The following is a 16,213-nucleotide window of genomic DNA, read 5'->3' on the forward strand; positions in this document are numbered from 1 at the left end:
CCTGAGACGTTGACGTGTGTGAGACCGCGCAACGGTAAAGGCCGGCCGATAGGCACACCAGTGCCAAAAGTCATGAGGCGCCGGCAGGCGCGAGTTCACTCAGGGTTCGAAACAGCTTGCCGGCATCGACCGGCTTGAACAGCACGGCGACGCCGGACGCGCGGACGCGCTGCAGGCGTTCGGGCGCGGTTTCGCCAGTGACCAGCAACAAGGGCATGCCGGTGCCGGCGCGCTGGCGCAGGCGCAGACCGGCGTCGAGCCCGTCGTTGCCCTCAGCCAGGCGGTAGTCGCACACCAGCAGATCGAAGGGCCGTCCCTGGCCCTCCGCCTGCGCAAGGGCTTTCTCCGCGTCCGCTTCGTCGGCCACGGCGTGCACCTCGATGGCCCAGGAGCGCAGCAGCTCGCTCATGGCCTCGCGGATTTCCACCTCGTCGTCAACCAGCAGCACGCGCCCGGGCAGTGCCTGTGCCCCTGCAGCACGGTGCCGATGCATCTCGGCGCCTTGCAGGCCAGCGCCCCCCAGCGGCGCGGCGGCGGGCAGCACCACGCGAAAATGGGTGCCCCGTCCCGGACGCGAATGCACCTGCAACGGATGGTCCAGCAGGCGCGACAGACGCTGCACGATCGACAGGCCGATACCCAGGCCCTGCGAGCGGTCCCGGCCCGGGTTGCCGACCTGGTAGAACTCCTCGAAGATGCGGCCGATCTGCTCGGGCGCGATGCCGACGCCGGTGTCGCGCACCTCGATCCACACCGCATTGCCGCGTGCACGGGCCCTCACGGTCACACCGCCGCTCACCGTGTACTTGAGCGCGTTGTCGATCAGGTTGGCGAGCAGGCGGTGCAACAGCTGCGGATCGCTGCGCACCCACAACCCGCTCGCGCGCACTCGCAATTGCAATTCTTTCTGCTCGGCCTGCGGCGAGAACATGTGGTTGAGCGGCAGGAACAACGCGTCGAGCTGCACCTCCCGAAGCTCCGGCGTGACCACGCCCGCGTCCAGCCGCGAAACGTCGAGCATGGTGTCGAGCGACGTTCCCAGTGCGTTCACCGCGCGCATCAGGCGCTCCGCGTTGGCGCCTTCGGGGCGGCCGCGCAGTTCGTTCTCCAGCGCGGCGCCGAACAGCGCAATGGCATGCAGCGGCTGCCGCAGGTCATGGCTGGCGCTGGCCAGGAAACGGGTTTTTTCTTCGCTGGCACGCTCGGTGGCGGCGATCTGTTCCGCCAGCCGGACGGCCAAGGCTTCCTTTTCGAAGCGCAGAAGCAGCGAATCCGCCAGCAGCTTGTGCTCCTGCACGCCCACGCGCAGCATGAGGACGAGATAGATCGTCGAAAAGGCCGCGAGGAAGAGATGGATGGCGTCGCCCTGCCACGCCAGCGCGACGATCAGCCCGCCCATCATCGGCAGCACGTGGCCGAACAGGGCCTCCTTCAGGGGCCGCAGCGATTGCACGGCCCGAGCGCAATTGCCCATCATCACCACCATCAGCGCGGCCGTCACAGGCAAGTTGCCGGCGGGCACGAAGATCCACGGCGCCAGCGCATCGGCAAACCCGAGCAGGGTCACGATGCGGGTGATCTTGCGGGCCCACCGGGCACTTTCCGCCGCAGGTTCCGCCGGGCTCCAGCGCGGCGTGAAGTACATGCCCAGGTACAACGCCAGATGCAGCACGACAAACGGCAGCACCATGGGATCGCCCAACTGCAGGTACATGAACCCACCAAGCACCAGGACGAAAACGACGCGGGCCAGGAACGTCGCGCTGTAGTTGAAATAGATCGAGGCCACGTGCTCGCGCAGCACCCGCTGGCTCAGCGGGGTTTCGGCCGTGCGCGGCGGGCTCAACGCAGGCTGCTGATCAATTGCGCACGCGAACGCACACCGAACAGCAGCAGGATGGTCGATACATGGTTCTTCACCGTGCCCTCGCTCAGGTTCGCGAGCTGGGCGATCTCCTTGTTCGCCTTGCCTTCGAGCACCCACTGCAGCACCTGCGTCTGGCGCGGCGTGAGTTCCTGCCAGGCGCTGGCGTGGGCCGATTCAGCGTAGCCGCCGAGCGCCTTCGGCATCGCCGGAGACGAAATTTCGGTCGACTCCGCATCGAGCAGGCCGCAGGCACGGATGAAGCCCACCACCTCCTTCAAGTCCGCCGACTTGGGAAGAAAAGCACTGGCGCCCAGGGCCAGCGCCCCTTGGGCCAGCGAGGCGTTGCCGGTGCCCGAAAGCACCACGATGCGGGCGGACGGAAAACGCAATCGAAACTCGGTCAGGCCGCTCAAGCCATGCGTATCGGGCAGTGCCAGATCCAGCAGCACCAGGCCGATGGACTCCCCATGCGCTTCATGGAGCACCAGCGCATCGGCCACATTGCCAGCTTCGAACACCTCGATGCCCGTGCCGGACGAAGCGGCCTGTGCCTGCACCAGCGCGCGGACGCCGAGCCGCAGCAGATCGTGGTCGTCCACCACCAGAATTGCGGTGGGCGGGCGGAGCAGCGCGGGTTCCACGCTCGAAGGCGACGGGTGCGATGAAGATTCGAGCGGAGGGGCCACGCAGTCGATCTTAGCGATGCCCCGAACGCGCGACAGTGCCCTAAGTCATGGCGCGTTCATGTCCGCGAAGAAAGTTTTGCTACATTTTTCATAGCACTTGCCATCGCCTGCCGGCAGAGGCACCATGCAGGACCGCCGCACCGAACGGCGCTTGGAGACAACATGCTGCACACCGCCGACGCCCCGCTGGCAGCGGGCGACCGAAAGGTCGACCGGCTGCTGGCCCACTATGGCGAAAGCCACCGCCACCCGACCAACGAGCTGATCCACTTCGTCGCGATCCCGGCCATCATGCTGAGCATCGTCGGGCTGCTGTTCGCGCTGCACCCCTGGGTGGCCTACGGCTTCGTGGCCGCTAGCCTGGTGTACTACGCCACCTTGCGCTCCCCCGTGTTCCTGGCCACCATGCTCGCCGGGACGGCGCTGGTACTGGCGCTGGTTCATGCCATGGGAGGCCTTGTACTGCCGGTCTCCGCCGCCATCTTTGTCGTGGCATGGATCTTCCAGTTCATCGGCCACAGGATCGAAGGCAAGAAACCTTCCTTCTTCGAAGACATCCAATATCTCTGGGTGGGGCCCCTCTTTGTACTTTCGAGGCTGTTTTTGCGTCTGGGTATACGCTGGTAGGGCTGGGGTCGGACGATTCCGCCGGCCCGCCTCCCTTCCGGCTGACAGCTTTGCCTATCGGTGCGATAGAAACTTAGGGGGAACCCTTACCTTAGCACTCCCTCTAATCGAGTGCTAATATGCCCAATACAAAGGAGTTTCCCCTGATGACCATGCTGTCTGGAGCCTCTGCCAACCAGCTCGCCGTCGCCAATCCATGGTCGATGGTGCCGCCGCTGGGCAACCTGGATGCTTATATTTCGGCCGCCAACCGCCTGCCGATGCTCACGCTCGAAGAAGAGCAGGGCTTCGCACGCCGTTTGCGCGACCAGAACGACCTCGAAGCGGCCGGTGCGCTGATCCTCTCGCACCTGCGCCTCGTGGTTTCCATTTCCCGCCAGTACCTGGGCTACGGGCTGCCGCACGGCGACCTGATCCAGGAGGGCAATGTCGGCCTCATGAAGGCCGTGAAGCGTTTCGACCCCGACCAGGGCGTGCGGCTCGTGAGCTACGCCATGCACTGGATCAAGGCCGAGATCCACGAGTACATCCTGAAGAACTGGCGCATGGTCAAGGTCGCGACGACCAAGGCCCAGCGCAAGCTGTTCTTCAACCTGCGCTCGATGAAGCAGGGCTTCAAGGCCGATTCGGCCGCGGCCGACAACGGCACGCATCGCGAAACGCTGAGCCCCGAAGAGGTGTCGCAAATGGCGACCCGGCTGAACGTCAAGCCCGAAGAAGTGCTGGAGATGGAAACCCGCCTGTCGGGCGGCGACGTGCTGCTCGATCCGGGCCCGTCGGACGACGGCGATGAAGCCTTCGGCCCGATCGCCTACCTGGCCGACGCCACGCAGGAACCGACCGCCCTGCTCGAATCGCAGCAGCGCGACCGGCTCTCGAGCGACGGCATCGCCACCGCGCTCGAAGCGCTGGACGACCGCAGCCGCCGCATAGTGGAAGAGCGCTGGCTCAAGGTCAACGACGACGGCTCGGGCGGCATGACGCTGCACGACCTGGCCGCGGTGTACGGCGTGAGCGCCGAGCGCATTCGCCAGATCGAAGTCGCGGCCATGAAGAAGATGAAGAAGGCGCTGGCCGATTACGCCTGAGCCCTGCCGCTCTTCATCCCTCAAAAAGCCCGGTCAACCGGGCTTTTTCATGCCTGTTTCGAAAGCGTTCGCAGGGCCCGTTTGGCGATGTACCGCGTGGCCGCCGTGTCGGATTCATCGAGCCAGCGCGTACAGAGCCGGTCGACCCACTCCGGCTGGGTCTTGCTCGCGTCATTGAGCCAGTTCGCCACCGAGTTCTGCACGTAGCGGTTGCCGTCGGCCCGCAAGGCCTCGATCAGCGGCAAGGCGCGCCAGGGTTCGGCCTTGAGCGCATCGATCTGCGCGCACCACACGCCGCGCGGGCGCGTGAGTTCGCTGGCAAATCGGCGGATGTTCGGGTCGGCATCGGCCGTCCACGGCTGCAGCAGCGCCAGCGACTCGTCGAGTGAGGCGACGACCGCATCGCGCACCGCCATCCAGGCGATTTCGCGCACGCCGAAGTGCGGATCGGCGGCAAAACGCCGCACCGCCTCCAGCTGCGCCGCCAGCGGCAGGCCCGACAGCGTGACCCATTGCGCGGCCCAGCAACGCGCGGCGTCGCTCGCGTGCGTGGCAAGCCGGTGGGCAACGGCATCGCGCTCGGCATGCTGCGCCGCCAGGTCGTAAAGCGCGCGTGCAACGTGGCCGTGCCGCTGCATCGGCTTGAACGCGCCCAGCATGGCGAGGGTGTCGGCCAGGCGTTCGCTGGCCGGATCGAGGCCGATGTGGCCCGCCACGCTGCGCGCGAGCTGCGGCAGTTCGAGCGCCAGGAATTCGTTGAGGTTGACGGTCTCCAGCAAGCCGTCGTTGAGCGCGCGCAGCACCTCGGGCGGAATGAGCGCGATGCGGAAGGCGCCTTTGCGCGCCTTCAGGTGATCGACGGAAGCCAGGGCGACGACGGCGTCCATGGGCGAGCGGGCTGCGGCCACCCGGGTCAGGTCTTGAGCAGCGCCTTCACGTCCGACACCATGGGCGCCACGCCGGCGCCATAGCGGGCGTAGAGCCGCAGCCGGCCCTGGGCGTCGTACACGAAGCTCGCGGCCGAATGGTCCATCGAATAGCTGGTCGGGGTCTTGCCCTCGACCTTCTTGAAATAGACCTTGAAGTCCTTGGCGGTGGTGACGAGTTGGTCGGCTGAGGGAATCAGCGCGACGAAGCTCGGGTCGAACGCGCCCATGTAGGCCTTGAGCACTTCGGGCGTGTCGCGCGCCGGATCGACCGTGACGAACAGCACCTGCAGCTTGTCGCCGTCGCTGCCGAGCTGCTGCTTGACCTGCGCCATTTCGGTCATGGTGGTCGGGCACACGTCGGGACACTGGGCGTAGCCGAAGAACAGCACCACCACCTTGCCCTTGAAGTCGGCCAGGGTGCGGACCTTGCCGTCGGCGTCCTTCAGCGAGAAGTCCTTGGCGTAGTCGGCGCCCGTGATGTCGACCGCATTGAAGCTGGGCCTGGGCTCGCTGCAGGCCGCAACAAGCCCCAGCGTGGCGGCAATGCTCGCCCATGCCGCACCGCCGGCCAGTAATTGAAGGGCGTTTCGCTTGTTCATGGAAGCAGGCATTCGGTCAATTCAGCGCAGGTAATGGTCGACGAGCAATGCCGCGAACAGCACGCTCAAGTGAATCAGCGAAAACCGGAAGGTCTTGCGCGCCAGCGTGTCGGAGTAGTTGCGCCAGAGCGCAAAGGCATAGCCCGTGAAACCGATGCTCACGCCCACCGCCACCGCCAGGTAGAGCCAGCCGCTCATGCCGTAGATGAAAGGCATCAGGCAGGCGGCAAACAGGATGAAGGTATAGAGCAGCACCTGCAGTCGCGTGAACTCGTTGCCGTGCGTGACGGGCAGCATCGGCAGGCCGGCCTTGCGGTAGTCCTCGACGCGGTAGAGCGCCAGCGCCCAGAAATGCGGCGGCGTCCACAGGAAGATGATGAGGAACAAAATCAGCGCTTCCGGCCCCACGTCGCCCGTCATCGCGGCCCAGCCCAGCACCGGCGGCATCGCGCCCGAAGCGCCGCCAATCACGATGTTCTGCGGTGTCAGCGGCTTGAGAATGACGGTGTAGATCACCGCATAACCGACGAAGGTGGCAAAAGTGAGCCACATGGTGAGCGGGTTGACCTGGAACCACAGCAGCGTCGAGCCGGCCACGCACAGCAGGGCCGAAAACACCAGCGCCTGCAGGTCGCTGAGCTGCCCGCGCGCCGTGGGGCGCCAGGCGGTGCGCTTCATCTTGGCGTCGATGCCCTTCTCGACCAGGCAGTTGAACGCCGCCGCCGCCCCCGCCACCAGCCAGATGCCGATGCAGGCCAGCACGGCGCGCTGCACGTCGGCCCACGAGGGCAGGCCCGGCACGGCCAGCACCATGCCGATGAGGGCGCAGAAAACGATCAGCTGCACCACGCGCGGCTTGGTCAGCGCGTAGAACTGGCGCAGCACGTTGGCGGTGCTTGTCTGCTGCACGGAAATCGGCGTGCTCACGCGGCGGCCTCCCTCTGGTTGTTATGTGGGGCGCCGGGCGCCTTGTCTCTGTCGCGCGCGACCGTGGCGGCCGCCCCGCGGCGGCTCTCGCACAGCGCCCAGGTCAGCACCACGGCCAGCGCGGCGGCGCCGCCGGTGTGCAGCACCGCGGCCACGAGCGGCCAGCCGAGCAGCACGTTGCCCAGGCCGGTGGCGAGCTGCAGCAGCGCCAGTCCTGCGAGCCAGCGCGCCTGCGGCCGCAGCGGTTCGATGCGGCGCAGCTGCCAGGCGAGCACGCCCAGCGCGGCGAACACGGCGTAAGCCATCAGCCGATGAGCGTAGTGAATGGCGGTGAGCGCCGAAAAGTCGAGCGGCGCACCGTCACCGGTCAGGCCCAGATGGCGCCAGATTTCGAAGCCTTGCGCAAAACTCATCGGCGGCCACCAGCTGCCCTGGCAGGTCGGGAACTGGGTGCAGGCCAGCACGGCATAGTTGGTGCTGACCCAGCCGCCGAGCGCGATCTGCAGCAGGAGCAGGGCCGACGTCGCGAGCAGTCCATTGCGCAGCGCCGGCGACACGGCCGTGGGCAGACGGTCCGCGGCGGCCTGCCGGTAGCGCACCGCCTGGATGCACAACAGCGCCAGCAGCACCACGGCGCCCAGGAGGTGCAGCGTGACGATGGCGGGAAACAGCTTCCAGGTCACCGTCAGCGCACCGAACGCGCCTTGCAGGCAAACCCAGACCAGCGTGAACGCCGGCCACCAGGCGCTGAGCGTGGCGTGCTCGCCCTCCGCCGGCACGGGCAGGCGGCGCTGGCGCCAGCGCACGATCCAGGTGGCGCCCGCGAGCGCGAGGATGAGCACGCCGACGCCGGTGGCCAAATAGCGGTGGACCATTTCGACCCAGGCCTTGCTGTGCGTGACCGGACCGGTCGGCTGGGCCGACTGCGCCATGGCGATCTCGTGGCTGGCGCCGACCGGGCTCGCGTTGCCGTAGCAGCCCGGCCAGTCGGGGCAGCCCAGGCCCGAATCGGTGAGCCGCGTGAAAGCGCCGAACAGCGTGAGGTCGAAGGTGAGGAACAGCGTCAGCACGGTGAGCGCGTGCAGCCGGCGCGCCGGCCCGCCACCCGCATTGCGGCGCCACACCCACACCAGCGGGCCGAGCGCGATCAGCACGCCGGCCGCCATCAGCCAGGCGATGGGGGTGAGGTCGTAGAGCGAGCCGGTGTCCATCATGCGGTCTCAGCGGCCAGGCTCGTCCCAGGAGGCGGAGGCGCGCAGCAGGCGGTCGAGGTCGCGCTTGGCACGGCTGGCGCCCTTGGCGTCCATGCGGGCCGGAAAACGCATCATCCAGTTGCCCATGGGGTCGACCACGAACAGGTGCTCAGCCAGTCCATGGCCTGCTACAGGCGCGAGCCACTTGGCGAGTTGCTCGGCAGGCACGCGCAGCACGGTGGCACCATGCAGGCCGTTGTCCAGCCGCGGCGGAATGGGCGCCGCGTCGCTCACGAGCCAGACGCGGTCGAGCCGGTCTTTCTCCCGGCCCAGGCTTTCGCGCAACTGGCGCTGCAGATACAGCTGCTGTTCGCAGAGCGCGTCGCAGGCCGCATCAGCCACCGCAACCAGCAGCCACTGTCCCTTGAGCGTGGAAAAGTCGACCGGCGCGCCATTGCGGTCGGTCGCGGCAAGCACGGGCAGCGTGCGTTGCGGATCGATGAGTTCGCCGTAGGCGCTGCGCCCCTCGGGCCGGATCACGTAGTAGGTGAAGTACGAGGCGATGACGGGCGCGGCGCACATCAGCATCACGGCAATCATCTTCCAGCGACCGACGACCGTACGGCGGCCTTCGGCACCGTCGAGCGCCTGGTTGGGCGACGGCATCGAATGCACCGTCAGGCCCAGCGGTTCGTCAGAGGCTGCTTGCATCGCGTGCGCGGCGCCTCGAGCGGCGGAAGGGGGCAATGAATTGAAACCAGACATAGAGGATTACCACGAGGGCCGAGAGCCCGAACCACTGGAATGCATAGCCGTAGTGCTTCTCCAGACCCAGAGCGGGGGCCGGCCAGTCGCGCTGCAACCCCTCGGAAGCGGAGCCGATCTGCTGCAGCGACACATCGGTTCGCAGCGGCAGCTTGGTTTCGGCGCGGAACGCTTCCAGGTCGAGATTCTGCCGGATGGGCGAAGACCCCGCGGATTCCGGTGCCGAGACGGCCGGCGCCGGCTTGCCGAGTTCGAACAAATGGCCGGGCGGCGGTTCGATCAGGCCCGTGACTTCGACGATGCCCGGCGGGGTGTCGACCGCGCCCAGCTGCGTGCGGTCATTGAAATTGCGCTGCACCCAGCCGCGCTGCACCATCACGGCCTGGTCGCTGCCTTCCAGGGCAAAGGGCGTCAGCACGTAGAAGCCCGGCACGCCATGCATCTGCCGGTTGTCCAGGTAAACGGTTTGCGGGCTCAGCCAGAGGCCGCGCAGCCGCACCGGCCGATGCAGTTCGCCAGCCGGCGCTTCGAGCGCCAGGAAATCGGCCTGGGCCAGCGGCGGCTTCTGCTTCTGCGATTCGATCTCGGCCTGCAGCGCCTCCTTCTGCGCCGCGCGCGAGAGCTGCCAGCGGCCCAGCGACACCGTGGCGGACACGGTCAGCACGGCGGCCAGCGTGACCAGCAGGAAACGGCCTCGCTTCGGCCTCGCCCTGGCGGGGTGAAGAGGCTCTGGCGTCACTGGAGCGGACGAGGCGTGCGGCCGATAATCGGAGTCATGAAATATTTCGTCGCCCTGGCTTTCGTGGGCATCTTCGCGAGCCTTGCCTTCGCGCTCTTCTACATGCTGAAAGACGGGCGCAATGGACGCGCCAAGAGCGGCGGCATGGCGCGCGCGCTCACCTTTCGGATCGGCATCTCCGTGTTTTTGTTCCTCTGCATGCTGCTCGCCTGGAAGTTCGGCTACATCCAGCCCACCGGGCTCCCGGTCGGCAAGTAGATGGTGCTCGTTCCACGAGAACCATGAAAAAGGCGCCTTTCGGCGCCTTTTTGTTTGCATGCCGCGGGGTTCGCTCAAAGCCAGTAAACCAGCATGTAAAGGCCGAGCCACACCACGTCGACGAAGTGCCAGTACCAGGCCGCGCCTTCGAAGCCGAAATGGCGTTCCGGCGTGAAGTGGCCCTTCTGCAGGCGCAGCGTGATGAACAGCAGCATCAGCATGCCGATGAACACGTGCAGGCCGTGGAAGCCGGTCAGCATGAAGAAGGTGGAGCCGTAGGCGCCGGAGCTGAGCTTGAGGTTCAGGTCGGTGTACAGGTGGTGGTATTCGTAGCCCTGCACGCCCAGGAACAGCACGCCGAGCAGCACGGTGAGCCACATGAAGCGGATGGTCTGGGCACGGTGGCCGGCACGCAGCGCGTGGTGGGCAATGGTGAGCGTGACGCCCGAGCTCAGCAGCAGCGCGGTGTTGATCGTGGGCAGCCAGAACGGGCCGACGGTCTGGAACGGCTCGACGATGTCGGCCGGCGAGCCGGTGACGCCGGCGGCAACGCTGGGCCAGACGGCCTTGAAGTCGGGCCAGAGCAGCGCGTTTTCGAGGCTGCCGAGCGCCGGCAGCGAATGGGTGCGGGTCCACCACAGCGCGGTGAAGAAAGCGCCGAAGAACATCACTTCGGAGAAGATGAACCAGCTCATGCTCCAACGGAACGAGAGGTCGATCTTGTGGCCGTACTGGCCGCTCTCGCTCTCGCCGATGGCGGTGCGGAACCACACGAACAGCGTGGCGAGCCATGCGATCATGCCGGCCAGCAGGGACCATGCGCCCCACTGGTGGCCGTTGATCCATTGGCCCGCGCCCAGAATCACGAAGAACAGGCCGGTCGCGGCCATGACCGGGTAGGCCGATGGCCCCGGCACGAAGTAGTAGGGCGTGGTGCCGTGGGTGGTTGAACTCATATCAGCTCCTGGCTTTCTTTCTTCTCTCGATTCGATGGGTTCTGGATGTCTAGCGCCGCGTGGTTCACGCGCCGTGCGCAACCACGTAGCGCACCAGCAGCACCAGGCCGACGATGAAAACGATGACCGCCGCAAAAGCCACCGCGATGATATGCAGCGGATTCAGCTTGGCCAGGTCGTCCTGGTAGGCGCTTTTCTTGCGCACCCCGAAGAACGACCAGCAGACGGCCTTCACCGTGTCCCACAGCGTGGCCTTGGGCGGCGTGTTCGGGGCGGTCACGAACGGGGCTCATGGGCAGCATTCGAAACGGCGGCCACCGGGGCCGCGGGCGTCTTGCCGCCCACCTCGAAGAAGGTGTACGACAGCGTGATCGTCTTCACGTCCTTGGATATCTTGGGGTCGATCACGAAGGCCACGGGCCACTGCTTCTTCTCGCCCGGATCGAGCGTGTACTGGTTGAAGCAGAAGCACTCGAGCTTGTTGAAGTACGGCGCGGCCTGCTGGGGCGCATAGCTTGGAATGGCCTGCGCCGCCATGCGGCGGTTCTGCACGTTCTGGAACTCGTAAATCACGGTGTTGAGCTGCCCGGGGTGCACCTGGATCGTCCGTTCGGCGGGCTTGAAGTCCCAGAGCCCGCCGCGCACGTTGGAGTCGAACTCGACCGTGATGGTGCGCGTGGTGTCGACCTGCGTGTTGTCGGGCACGCGCACGTTCTTGCCGCCGCTCGCACCGCCCGGCACCTCGAGCTCGTTGAGCGCGAGGATGTTGATGCCGGTCATTTCGCAGATGGCGCGATAGAGCGGCACCAGGGCGTAGCCGAACGCGAACATGCCGCAGGTGACCACGGCCAGCTTGCCGACCATGCGGACATTGGCGCGCTTGATGCGTTGACCGAGGCTCATGCGGGCGGCTCCGTTCGCGGCTGCTTCAGCGTCCGCTGAACCAGATCATGCGGACCAGGAATCCGAGGAGGAACAGCACGGCGATGGAGGCCAGCGTGAGCCCCATGCGTCGGTTGTTCCTTCTTTGTTCGGGCGTGGTCATTGTGGTCATGCGGGCCGGAGGGCAGCAAACGCTCAGCCGATCACCTTGGTGGCGGTCGCGTCGAGCTTGGGCGGGTTCTCGAAGGTGTGGAAAGGCGCCGGCGACGGCACTTCCCACTCGAGGCCTTCAGCGGCTTCCCAAGGCTTTTGCGGTGCCTTCTCGCCCTTGCCGAGCATGTTCGGCAGCACGATGAAGAAGAAGAAATAGACCTGGGCAAGACCGAATGCGAAGGCGCCGATCGACGCCACGGCGTTGAAGTCGGCAAACTGCATCGGGTAGTCGGCGTAGCGGCGCGGCATGCCGGCCAGGCCCAGAAAGTGCATCGGGAAGAAGGTCACGTTGAACGAGATCAGCGACCACCAGAAGTGGATCTTGCCGCGCGTTTCGTCGTACATCACACCCGTCCACTTGGGCGCCCAGTAGTAGTAGCCCGCGAACATGGCATAGAGCGAGCCGGCCACCAGCACGTAGTGGAAGTGGGCCACCACATAGTAGGTGTCCTGCAGCTGGATGTCGATCGGGGCAATGGCCAGGATGAGGCCGGTGAAGCCGCCCATCGTGAACACGAAGATGAAGCCGACCGCAAACAGCATCGGGGTCTCGAAGGTCATCGAGCCCTGCCACATGGTGGCGATCCAGTTGAAGATCTTCACGGCCGTGGGCACGGCGATCAGCATGGTCGCGTACATGAAGAACAGCTGGCCCGTGACCGGCATGCCGGTCGTGAACATGTGGTGCGCCCAGACGATGAACGACAGGATCGCGATCGACGAGGTGGCGTACACCATCGAGGCGTAGCCGAAGAGCCGCTTGCGCGAGAACGCCGGCACGATCTGGCTGATGATGCCGAAGGCCGGCAAGATCATGATGTAGACCTCGGGGTGGCCGAAGAACCAGAAGATGTGCTGGTACATCACCGGGTCGCCGCCGCCGGCGGGGTTGAAGAAGCTGGTGCCGAAGTGGCGGTCGGTCAGCGTCATGGTGATGGCGCCTGCGAGCACGGGCATCACGGCGATCAGCAGGTAGGCGGTGATGAGCCAGGTCCAGCAGAACATCGGCATCTTCATCAGCGTCATGCCGGGGGCGCGCATGTTCAGGATGGTGACGATGATGTTGATCGAGCCCATGATCGACGAGGCGCCCATGATGTGCATCGCGAAGATGCCGGCGTCCATCGAGGGGCCCATCTGCAGCGTGAGCGGCGCGTAGAGCGTCCAGCCGGCCGCCGGTGCGCCGCCGGGCATGAAGAACGAACCGACGAGCATCAGCGCCGCCGGGATCAGCAGCCAGAAGCTGAAGTTGTTCATGCGCGCGAACGCCATGTCGGATGCGCCGATCTGCAGCGGGATCATCCAGTTCGCGAAGCCCACGAACGCCGGCATGATGGCGCCGAACACCATGATCAGGCCGTGCATGGTGGTGAACTGGTTGAACAGCTCGGGATTCACCAGTTGCAGGCCGGGTTGGAACAGCTCGGCGCGGATCATCAGCGCGAGCACGCCGCCCACCATCAGCATCGTGAAGCTGAACAGCAGGTAGAGCGTGCCGATGTCCTTGTGGTTGGTGGCGAACACCCAGCGGCGCCAGCCGGTAGGCGCTGCGTGGTGCTCGTCGTGTGCGTGGCCGTCGTGGGCGTGACCGTGGGGGTCGAGGACTGCACTCATTTCGTTGTTCCTTGCAATTTCTTCGTCGCGGGGCGCTTGGGCTGGATCTTCACGATCACTTGCCGCGCAAGGCCAGAACTTCGGCCGGCTGCACCAGCTGGCCCGTCTTGTTCGACCAGCTGTTCTTGGTATAGGTGGCGACTGCCGCGAGGTCGGTGTCGCTCAGTTGCTTCCAGGAGGGCATCGCGCCATTGTTCTGGCCGTTGAGCAGCACCAGCAGCTGAATCTTGTGGTCTGGATCGACCACCTTGGGATTCGCATCGAGCGCCTTGATCGGGCCTGCACCCTTGCCGTTGGCCTGGTGGCAGGCCGCGCAGTTGGCGGCATAGACCTTCTCGCCGCGCGTCATCATGTCGGGCAGGGCCCAGACCTTGCCCGGATCGTCGAGCTTGGCCGCGGCTTCCTTGCGCTTGCCATCGACCCAGGCCGTGTAGTCGGCGGCCGAGACCACCTTCACGTGGATGGGCATGTAGGCGTGTTCCTTGCCGCAGAGCTCCTGGCACTGGCCGTAGTAGTCGCCCACGGTTTCGGCGCGGAACCAGGTGTCGCGCACGAAGCCGGGAACCGCGTCCTGCTTGATGCCGAGCTGCGGCACCGCAAACGCGTGGATCACGTCGTTGGCGGTGGTGATGATGCGGACCTTCTTCTGGACCGGCACCACCAGCGGGTTGTCGACCTTGAAGAGGTAGTCGTCGGGCATCGCGCCCTTGGCGCCGGCGTCGGACATGGCGCGCTGCGAGCTGTCGAGCGTGGAGATGAAGGCCAGGCCCTCGCCTTCGCCGTTCAGGTAGTCGTAGCCCCACTTCCACTGGTAGCCGGTGGTCTTGATGGTGAGGTCGGCGTTGGTGGTGTCCTTCTGGGCCACCAGCACCTTGGTGGCGGGCAGCGCCATCACGATCACGATGAGGAAGGGCACGATGGTCCAGATGACCTCGACCACCACCGATTCATGGAAGTTGGCCGCCTTGTGGCCGACCGACTTGCGGTGCTTCCAGATCGAATAGAACATGACCGCGAACACGGCGACGAAGATGACCGTGCACAGGATCATCATCACCGTGTGCAGGAAGTGCTGTTCCTGCGCAATCTTGGTGACACCAAGCGGAAGGTTCAGCTGGCGCACCGAGGGCCCGCCGGGCAGATCGTTGACTGCGTGCGCCGCGCCGCTGAAAGCCGCGCCGGCCGCCAGCAACAGATTCGCCGGCCTGTACTTATTGCGCCAAATGCTCTTCATCGTGTTCACGTTTCTCAATTTTTTCAACAAACCCAACCGTGCAGCGCCGCGTGAGCCCTCAGGCGCCACGCAACGCCATGCGAATCTCGCGCGCCAGTGCGGCTCGCAACTCCGGGCGTACATAGCGCCCCACCCTGACCGATCGACCCTGACCCGAGACCTCGATCAGCGAACGATCGCCGGCCTGCGGTTCGATCCGCACCTGGTGCGGTAAAAATTCCGTGCGCTCGTAGTCTCCACCGTTCTCGAGCTCTACCACCAGCCGTCCGCCCTGCAGCGCGATCCTCTCTCCATCGGTCGCGTGCCGTGCGTACAGCATGAACGCGAAACCCACCGCAGCCAGCTCGAGCCAGGCAAATGGCAGCACCAGCGGCGCACCGTGCAGCCAGAAGACCGTACCGATACCGAGCGATACCACGCACAGCGAGGCGTAGAGCCAGCCCAGCTGGCTCGGCGTCACCGAGCAGTTCCGCTTCAGGAACCATTGGATGCTCTGGCCTGAAACGGTGGCAAAACGAAACACGGAATTCGACACGGGCGAGTTCAGCAAATCGGTGCGTCGACGACCATCCAACCCCTTGTCCCCACAGGATCGGACAGACCTCGTTCGCGGAACAACACCCGCGAGTTTCACGCAACGGCGGATTGTAGCGGGTAGACACAGGCCACAGGCGGCCGCCCACCGGATGCGCAGCTTGCGCAGCCCGGCGTTCAGGCGCCGGGCCGGCCGCGCTGGAGCATCGAGCGCATCTCGCGCAACGACACCGCGCTCTCGGCCGAAAGCGCCACGCGCGGCGCCGGCTTGAAGGCATGCCCGTAGATGACTTCGAAGGTCAGCGCGATGCGCCCGCCGCCCTCTTCGGCCGGCGCCAGTTCGGGCAGCGCATGCTTCAGCGCCTGGTGCCAAGCCTTGCCGCGAAGCGCCGGAAAGCGCGCCGGATGCAGGTTGCGGCCCAGCGTGCGCAGTTCGGCCAGTGCCGCCTCGGGCGTTGCCCAGGTAAGCACGATGCGTTCCATGTCCATCACGGGCTCGGCGAAGCCGGCATGCACCAGCATGTCGCCCCAGTCGTGCATGTCGGTGTACTCGTGGCCCGCGGCCGGCCAGCCCAGGCGGGTGTGCAGCGCCCGAAGCTCGCGGACCGTGTCGGGGCCGAGGCACGAGAACATCAGGAAGCCGTCCGTCGCGACCAACCGGTGCCAGCGGGCGATGAGCGCCTCGGGGTCGGCGGCCATGTGCAGCGACATGTTGGCCCAGAGCAGGTCCACGCCGTCTTCCGGCGGCGCATCGAAGCGCGCCTTGCCGCCCTGCCAGCGGCGCGCGCTCCACCAGGGCGTCGCCAGTGCCTCGCTGGCTGCGGCGGCAAGCGCCGGCTCGGGTTCGACCACGAAGCAGCCGGCCTCGCGATAGCGCCTGGCCACGAGCTCGTGCGCCTCGAGGCCGCCGCGCAGGGGCGCCCAGTCGGCCCAGGTGCGGGGCTGCGCCTTGATCCATTGGAGCCGGTCTTCCATGCGGCGGCCGATTTCCTCGTGCAGCCAGGGCGAGCCGGCGGTCGGCGCGAGCCGGCTCCAGCGGTCGGCCGCCGTGGGATCGATGGTCGGCGGTCTTCTTGCGGGGTCGGTGGCCATGGGGCCGTGA

The 16,213-nt window shown here is 66.2% G+C and carries 19 protein-coding genes; 3 read left to right on the forward strand and 16 right to left on the reverse strand.

Features of this window, described 5'->3' with window-relative positions; genetic code table 11:
- Nucleotides 1–70: 70 nt before the first annotated feature.
- Entirely contained in the window at nt 71–1,846 is a 1,776-nt protein-coding gene (locus ACJ7Z0_RS11915) for an ATP-binding response regulator (RefSeq protein ID WP_434790013.1), read from the reverse strand.
- Nucleotides 1,843–2,553 carry a LuxR C-terminal-related transcriptional regulator gene (locus ACJ7Z0_RS11920; RefSeq protein WP_434790014.1) on the reverse strand — a complete coding sequence of 237 codons (711 nt, stop codon included), beginning with the start codon at nt 2,551–2,553 and terminating at the stop codon, nt 1,843–1,845. The genes ACJ7Z0_RS11915 and ACJ7Z0_RS11920 overlap by 4 nt, the downstream gene beginning before the upstream one ends.
- 162 nt (nt 2,554–2,715) lie before the next feature.
- Between ACJ7Z0_RS11920 and ACJ7Z0_RS11925 the strand changes: the two genes are divergently transcribed.
- Both ACJ7Z0_RS11925 and rpoH read left to right on the forward strand, forming a co-directional pair.
- Nucleotides 2,716–3,180 carry an Mpo1 family 2-hydroxy fatty acid dioxygenase gene (locus tag ACJ7Z0_RS11925; protein WP_434790015.1) on the forward strand — a complete coding sequence of 155 codons (465 nt, stop codon included), beginning with the start codon at nt 2,716–2,718 and terminating at the stop codon, nt 3,178–3,180.
- A 146-nt stretch (nt 3,181–3,326) separates the two neighbouring features.
- A complete protein-coding gene (gene rpoH, locus ACJ7Z0_RS11930) occupies nt 3,327–4,268 on the forward strand; it encodes an RNA polymerase sigma factor RpoH (protein WP_434790016.1) in 942 nt (313 codons plus the stop codon).
- Nucleotides 4,269–4,315: 47 nt separating this feature from the next.
- Here the strand turns inward: rpoH and ACJ7Z0_RS11935 are convergent, their stop codons facing one another.
- The 6 genes from ACJ7Z0_RS11935 to ACJ7Z0_RS11960 are packed head-to-tail and all read right to left on the reverse strand — an operon-like array spanning nt 4,316 to nt 9,420.
- Nucleotides 4,316–5,155: a DNA alkylation repair protein gene (locus ACJ7Z0_RS11935; protein WP_434790017.1), complete on the reverse strand. Its 840-nt coding sequence runs from the start codon at nt 5,153–5,155 to the stop codon at nt 4,316–4,318.
- A 26-nt stretch (nt 5,156–5,181) separates the two neighbouring features.
- Nucleotides 5,182–5,796 carry an SCO family protein gene (locus tag ACJ7Z0_RS11940; protein ID WP_434790018.1) on the reverse strand — a complete coding sequence of 205 codons (615 nt, stop codon included), beginning with the start codon at nt 5,794–5,796 and terminating at the stop codon, nt 5,182–5,184.
- A 21-nt stretch (nt 5,797–5,817) separates the two neighbouring features.
- The gene (gene cyoE / locus ACJ7Z0_RS11945) at nt 5,818–6,723 is read right to left on the reverse strand and encodes a heme o synthase (RefSeq protein WP_434790019.1); all 906 of its coding nucleotides are present in this window, start codon (nt 6,721–6,723) and stop codon (nt 5,818–5,820) included.
- Nucleotides 6,720–7,937, reverse strand: a complete 1,218-nt coding sequence (locus ACJ7Z0_RS11950; protein ID WP_434790020.1) for a COX15/CtaA family protein — start codon at nt 7,935–7,937, stop codon at nt 6,720–6,722. The genes cyoE and ACJ7Z0_RS11950 overlap by 4 nt, the downstream gene beginning before the upstream one ends.
- Before the next feature lie 6 nt (nt 7,938–7,943).
- Nucleotides 7,944–8,627: a redox-active disulfide-containing membrane protein gene (locus tag ACJ7Z0_RS11955; protein WP_434790021.1), complete on the reverse strand. Its 684-nt coding sequence runs from the start codon at nt 8,625–8,627 to the stop codon at nt 7,944–7,946.
- Nucleotides 8,611–9,420: an SURF1 family protein gene (locus ACJ7Z0_RS11960; RefSeq protein WP_434790022.1), complete on the reverse strand. Its 810-nt coding sequence runs from the start codon at nt 9,418–9,420 to the stop codon at nt 8,611–8,613. Before ACJ7Z0_RS11960 ends, ACJ7Z0_RS11955 begins: the two co-directional genes overlap by 17 nt.
- Before the next feature lie 36 nt (nt 9,421–9,456).
- On the opposite strand from ACJ7Z0_RS11960, the gene ACJ7Z0_RS11965 reads away from it, so the two are divergent.
- Nucleotides 9,457–9,678, forward strand: coding sequence for a twin transmembrane helix small protein (locus tag ACJ7Z0_RS11965; protein ID WP_175543248.1), 222 nt, complete (start codon nt 9,457–9,459; stop codon nt 9,676–9,678).
- A 74-nt stretch (nt 9,679–9,752) separates the two neighbouring features.
- Here the strand turns inward: ACJ7Z0_RS11965 and ACJ7Z0_RS11970 are convergent, their stop codons facing one another.
- From ACJ7Z0_RS11970 to ACJ7Z0_RS12005, 8 genes are all read right to left on the reverse strand, one after another.
- Nucleotides 9,753–10,634, reverse strand: coding sequence for a cytochrome c oxidase subunit 3 (locus ACJ7Z0_RS11970; RefSeq protein WP_431127892.1), 882 nt, complete (start codon nt 10,632–10,634; stop codon nt 9,753–9,755).
- Between the two features lie 64 nt (nt 10,635–10,698).
- Nucleotides 10,699–10,914, reverse strand: a complete 216-nt coding sequence (locus ACJ7Z0_RS11975; protein ID WP_093016627.1) for a DUF2970 domain-containing protein — start codon at nt 10,912–10,914, stop codon at nt 10,699–10,701.
- The gene (locus tag ACJ7Z0_RS11980) at nt 10,911–11,537 is read right to left on the reverse strand and encodes a cytochrome c oxidase assembly protein (protein WP_431127888.1); all 627 of its coding nucleotides are present in this window, start codon (nt 11,535–11,537) and stop codon (nt 10,911–10,913) included. The genes ACJ7Z0_RS11975 and ACJ7Z0_RS11980 overlap by 4 nt, the downstream gene beginning before the upstream one ends.
- Nucleotides 11,538–11,562: 25 nt before the next feature.
- Nucleotides 11,563–11,688: a cytochrome oxidase small assembly protein gene (locus tag ACJ7Z0_RS11985; RefSeq protein WP_434790023.1), complete on the reverse strand. Its 126-nt coding sequence runs from the start codon at nt 11,686–11,688 to the stop codon at nt 11,563–11,565.
- Between the two features lie 23 nt (nt 11,689–11,711).
- On the reverse strand, nt 11,712–13,343 hold the full coding sequence (gene ctaD / locus ACJ7Z0_RS11990; RefSeq protein ID WP_434790024.1) for a cytochrome c oxidase subunit I: 1,632 nt from the start codon (nt 13,341–13,343) through the stop codon (nt 11,712–11,714).
- A gap of 55 nt (nt 13,344–13,398) precedes the next feature.
- A complete protein-coding gene (gene coxB / locus ACJ7Z0_RS11995; RefSeq protein WP_434790025.1) occupies nt 13,399–14,577 on the reverse strand; it encodes a cytochrome c oxidase subunit II in 1,179 nt (392 codons plus the stop codon).
- A 58-nt stretch (nt 14,578–14,635) separates the two neighbouring features.
- Nucleotides 14,636–15,112, reverse strand: a complete 477-nt coding sequence (locus ACJ7Z0_RS12000; protein WP_431127878.1) for a DUF2244 domain-containing protein — start codon at nt 15,110–15,112, stop codon at nt 14,636–14,638.
- A 176-nt stretch (nt 15,113–15,288) separates the two neighbouring features.
- The gene (locus ACJ7Z0_RS12005) at nt 15,289–16,203 is read right to left on the reverse strand and encodes a class I SAM-dependent methyltransferase (protein ID WP_434790026.1); all 915 of its coding nucleotides are present in this window, start codon (nt 16,201–16,203) and stop codon (nt 15,289–15,291) included.
- Nucleotides 16,204–16,213 lie beyond the last annotated feature (10 nt).

It is taken from the genome of Variovorax palleresanus (genome assembly GCF_051144945.1).
GTDB lineage: Bacteria > Pseudomonadota > Gammaproteobacteria > Burkholderiales > Burkholderiaceae_C > Variovorax > Variovorax paradoxus_S.

Excerpts from the sequence above, each read along its gene's own strand:
- ACJ7Z0_RS11925 (WP_434790015.1), top strand. The coding sequence starts at position 2,716 with ATGCTGCACACCGCCGACGCCCCGCTGGCAGCGGGCGACCGAAAGGTC.
- rpoH (WP_434790016.1), top strand. The coding sequence starts at position 3,327 with ATGACCATGCTGTCTGGAGCCTCTGCCAACCAGCTCGCCGTCGCCAAT.
- ACJ7Z0_RS11935 (WP_434790017.1), bottom strand. The coding sequence starts at position 5,155 with ATGGACGCCGTCGTCGCCCTGGCTTCCGTCGATCACCTGAAGGCGCGC.
- ACJ7Z0_RS11940 (WP_434790018.1), bottom strand. The coding sequence starts at position 5,796 with ATGAACAAGCGAAACGCCCTTCAATTACTGGCCGGCGGTGCGGCATGG.
- ACJ7Z0_RS11950 (WP_434790020.1), bottom strand. The coding sequence starts at position 7,937 with ATGATGGACACCGGCTCGCTCTACGACCTCACCCCCATCGCCTGGCTG.
- ACJ7Z0_RS11955 (WP_434790021.1), bottom strand. The coding sequence starts at position 8,627 with ATGCAAGCAGCCTCTGACGAACCGCTGGGCCTGACGGTGCATTCGATG.
- ACJ7Z0_RS11965 (WP_175543248.1), top strand. The coding sequence starts at position 9,457 with ATGAAATATTTCGTCGCCCTGGCTTTCGTGGGCATCTTCGCGAGCCTT.
- ACJ7Z0_RS11970 (WP_431127892.1), bottom strand. The coding sequence starts at position 10,634 with ATGAGTTCAACCACCCACGGCACCACGCCCTACTACTTCGTGCCGGGG.
- ACJ7Z0_RS11980 (WP_431127888.1), bottom strand. The coding sequence starts at position 11,537 with ATGAGCCTCGGTCAACGCATCAAGCGCGCCAATGTCCGCATGGTCGGC.
- ACJ7Z0_RS11985 (WP_434790023.1), bottom strand. The coding sequence starts at position 11,688 with ATGACCACAATGACCACGCCCGAACAAAGAAGGAACAACCGACGCATG.
- ctaD (WP_434790024.1), bottom strand. The coding sequence starts at position 13,343 with ATGAGTGCAGTCCTCGACCCCCACGGTCACGCCCACGACGGCCACGCA.
- coxB (WP_434790025.1), bottom strand. The coding sequence starts at position 14,577 with ATGAAGAGCATTTGGCGCAATAAGTACAGGCCGGCGAATCTGTTGCTG.
- ACJ7Z0_RS12005 (WP_434790026.1), bottom strand. The coding sequence starts at position 16,203 with ATGGCCACCGACCCCGCAAGAAGACCGCCGACCATCGATCCCACGGCG.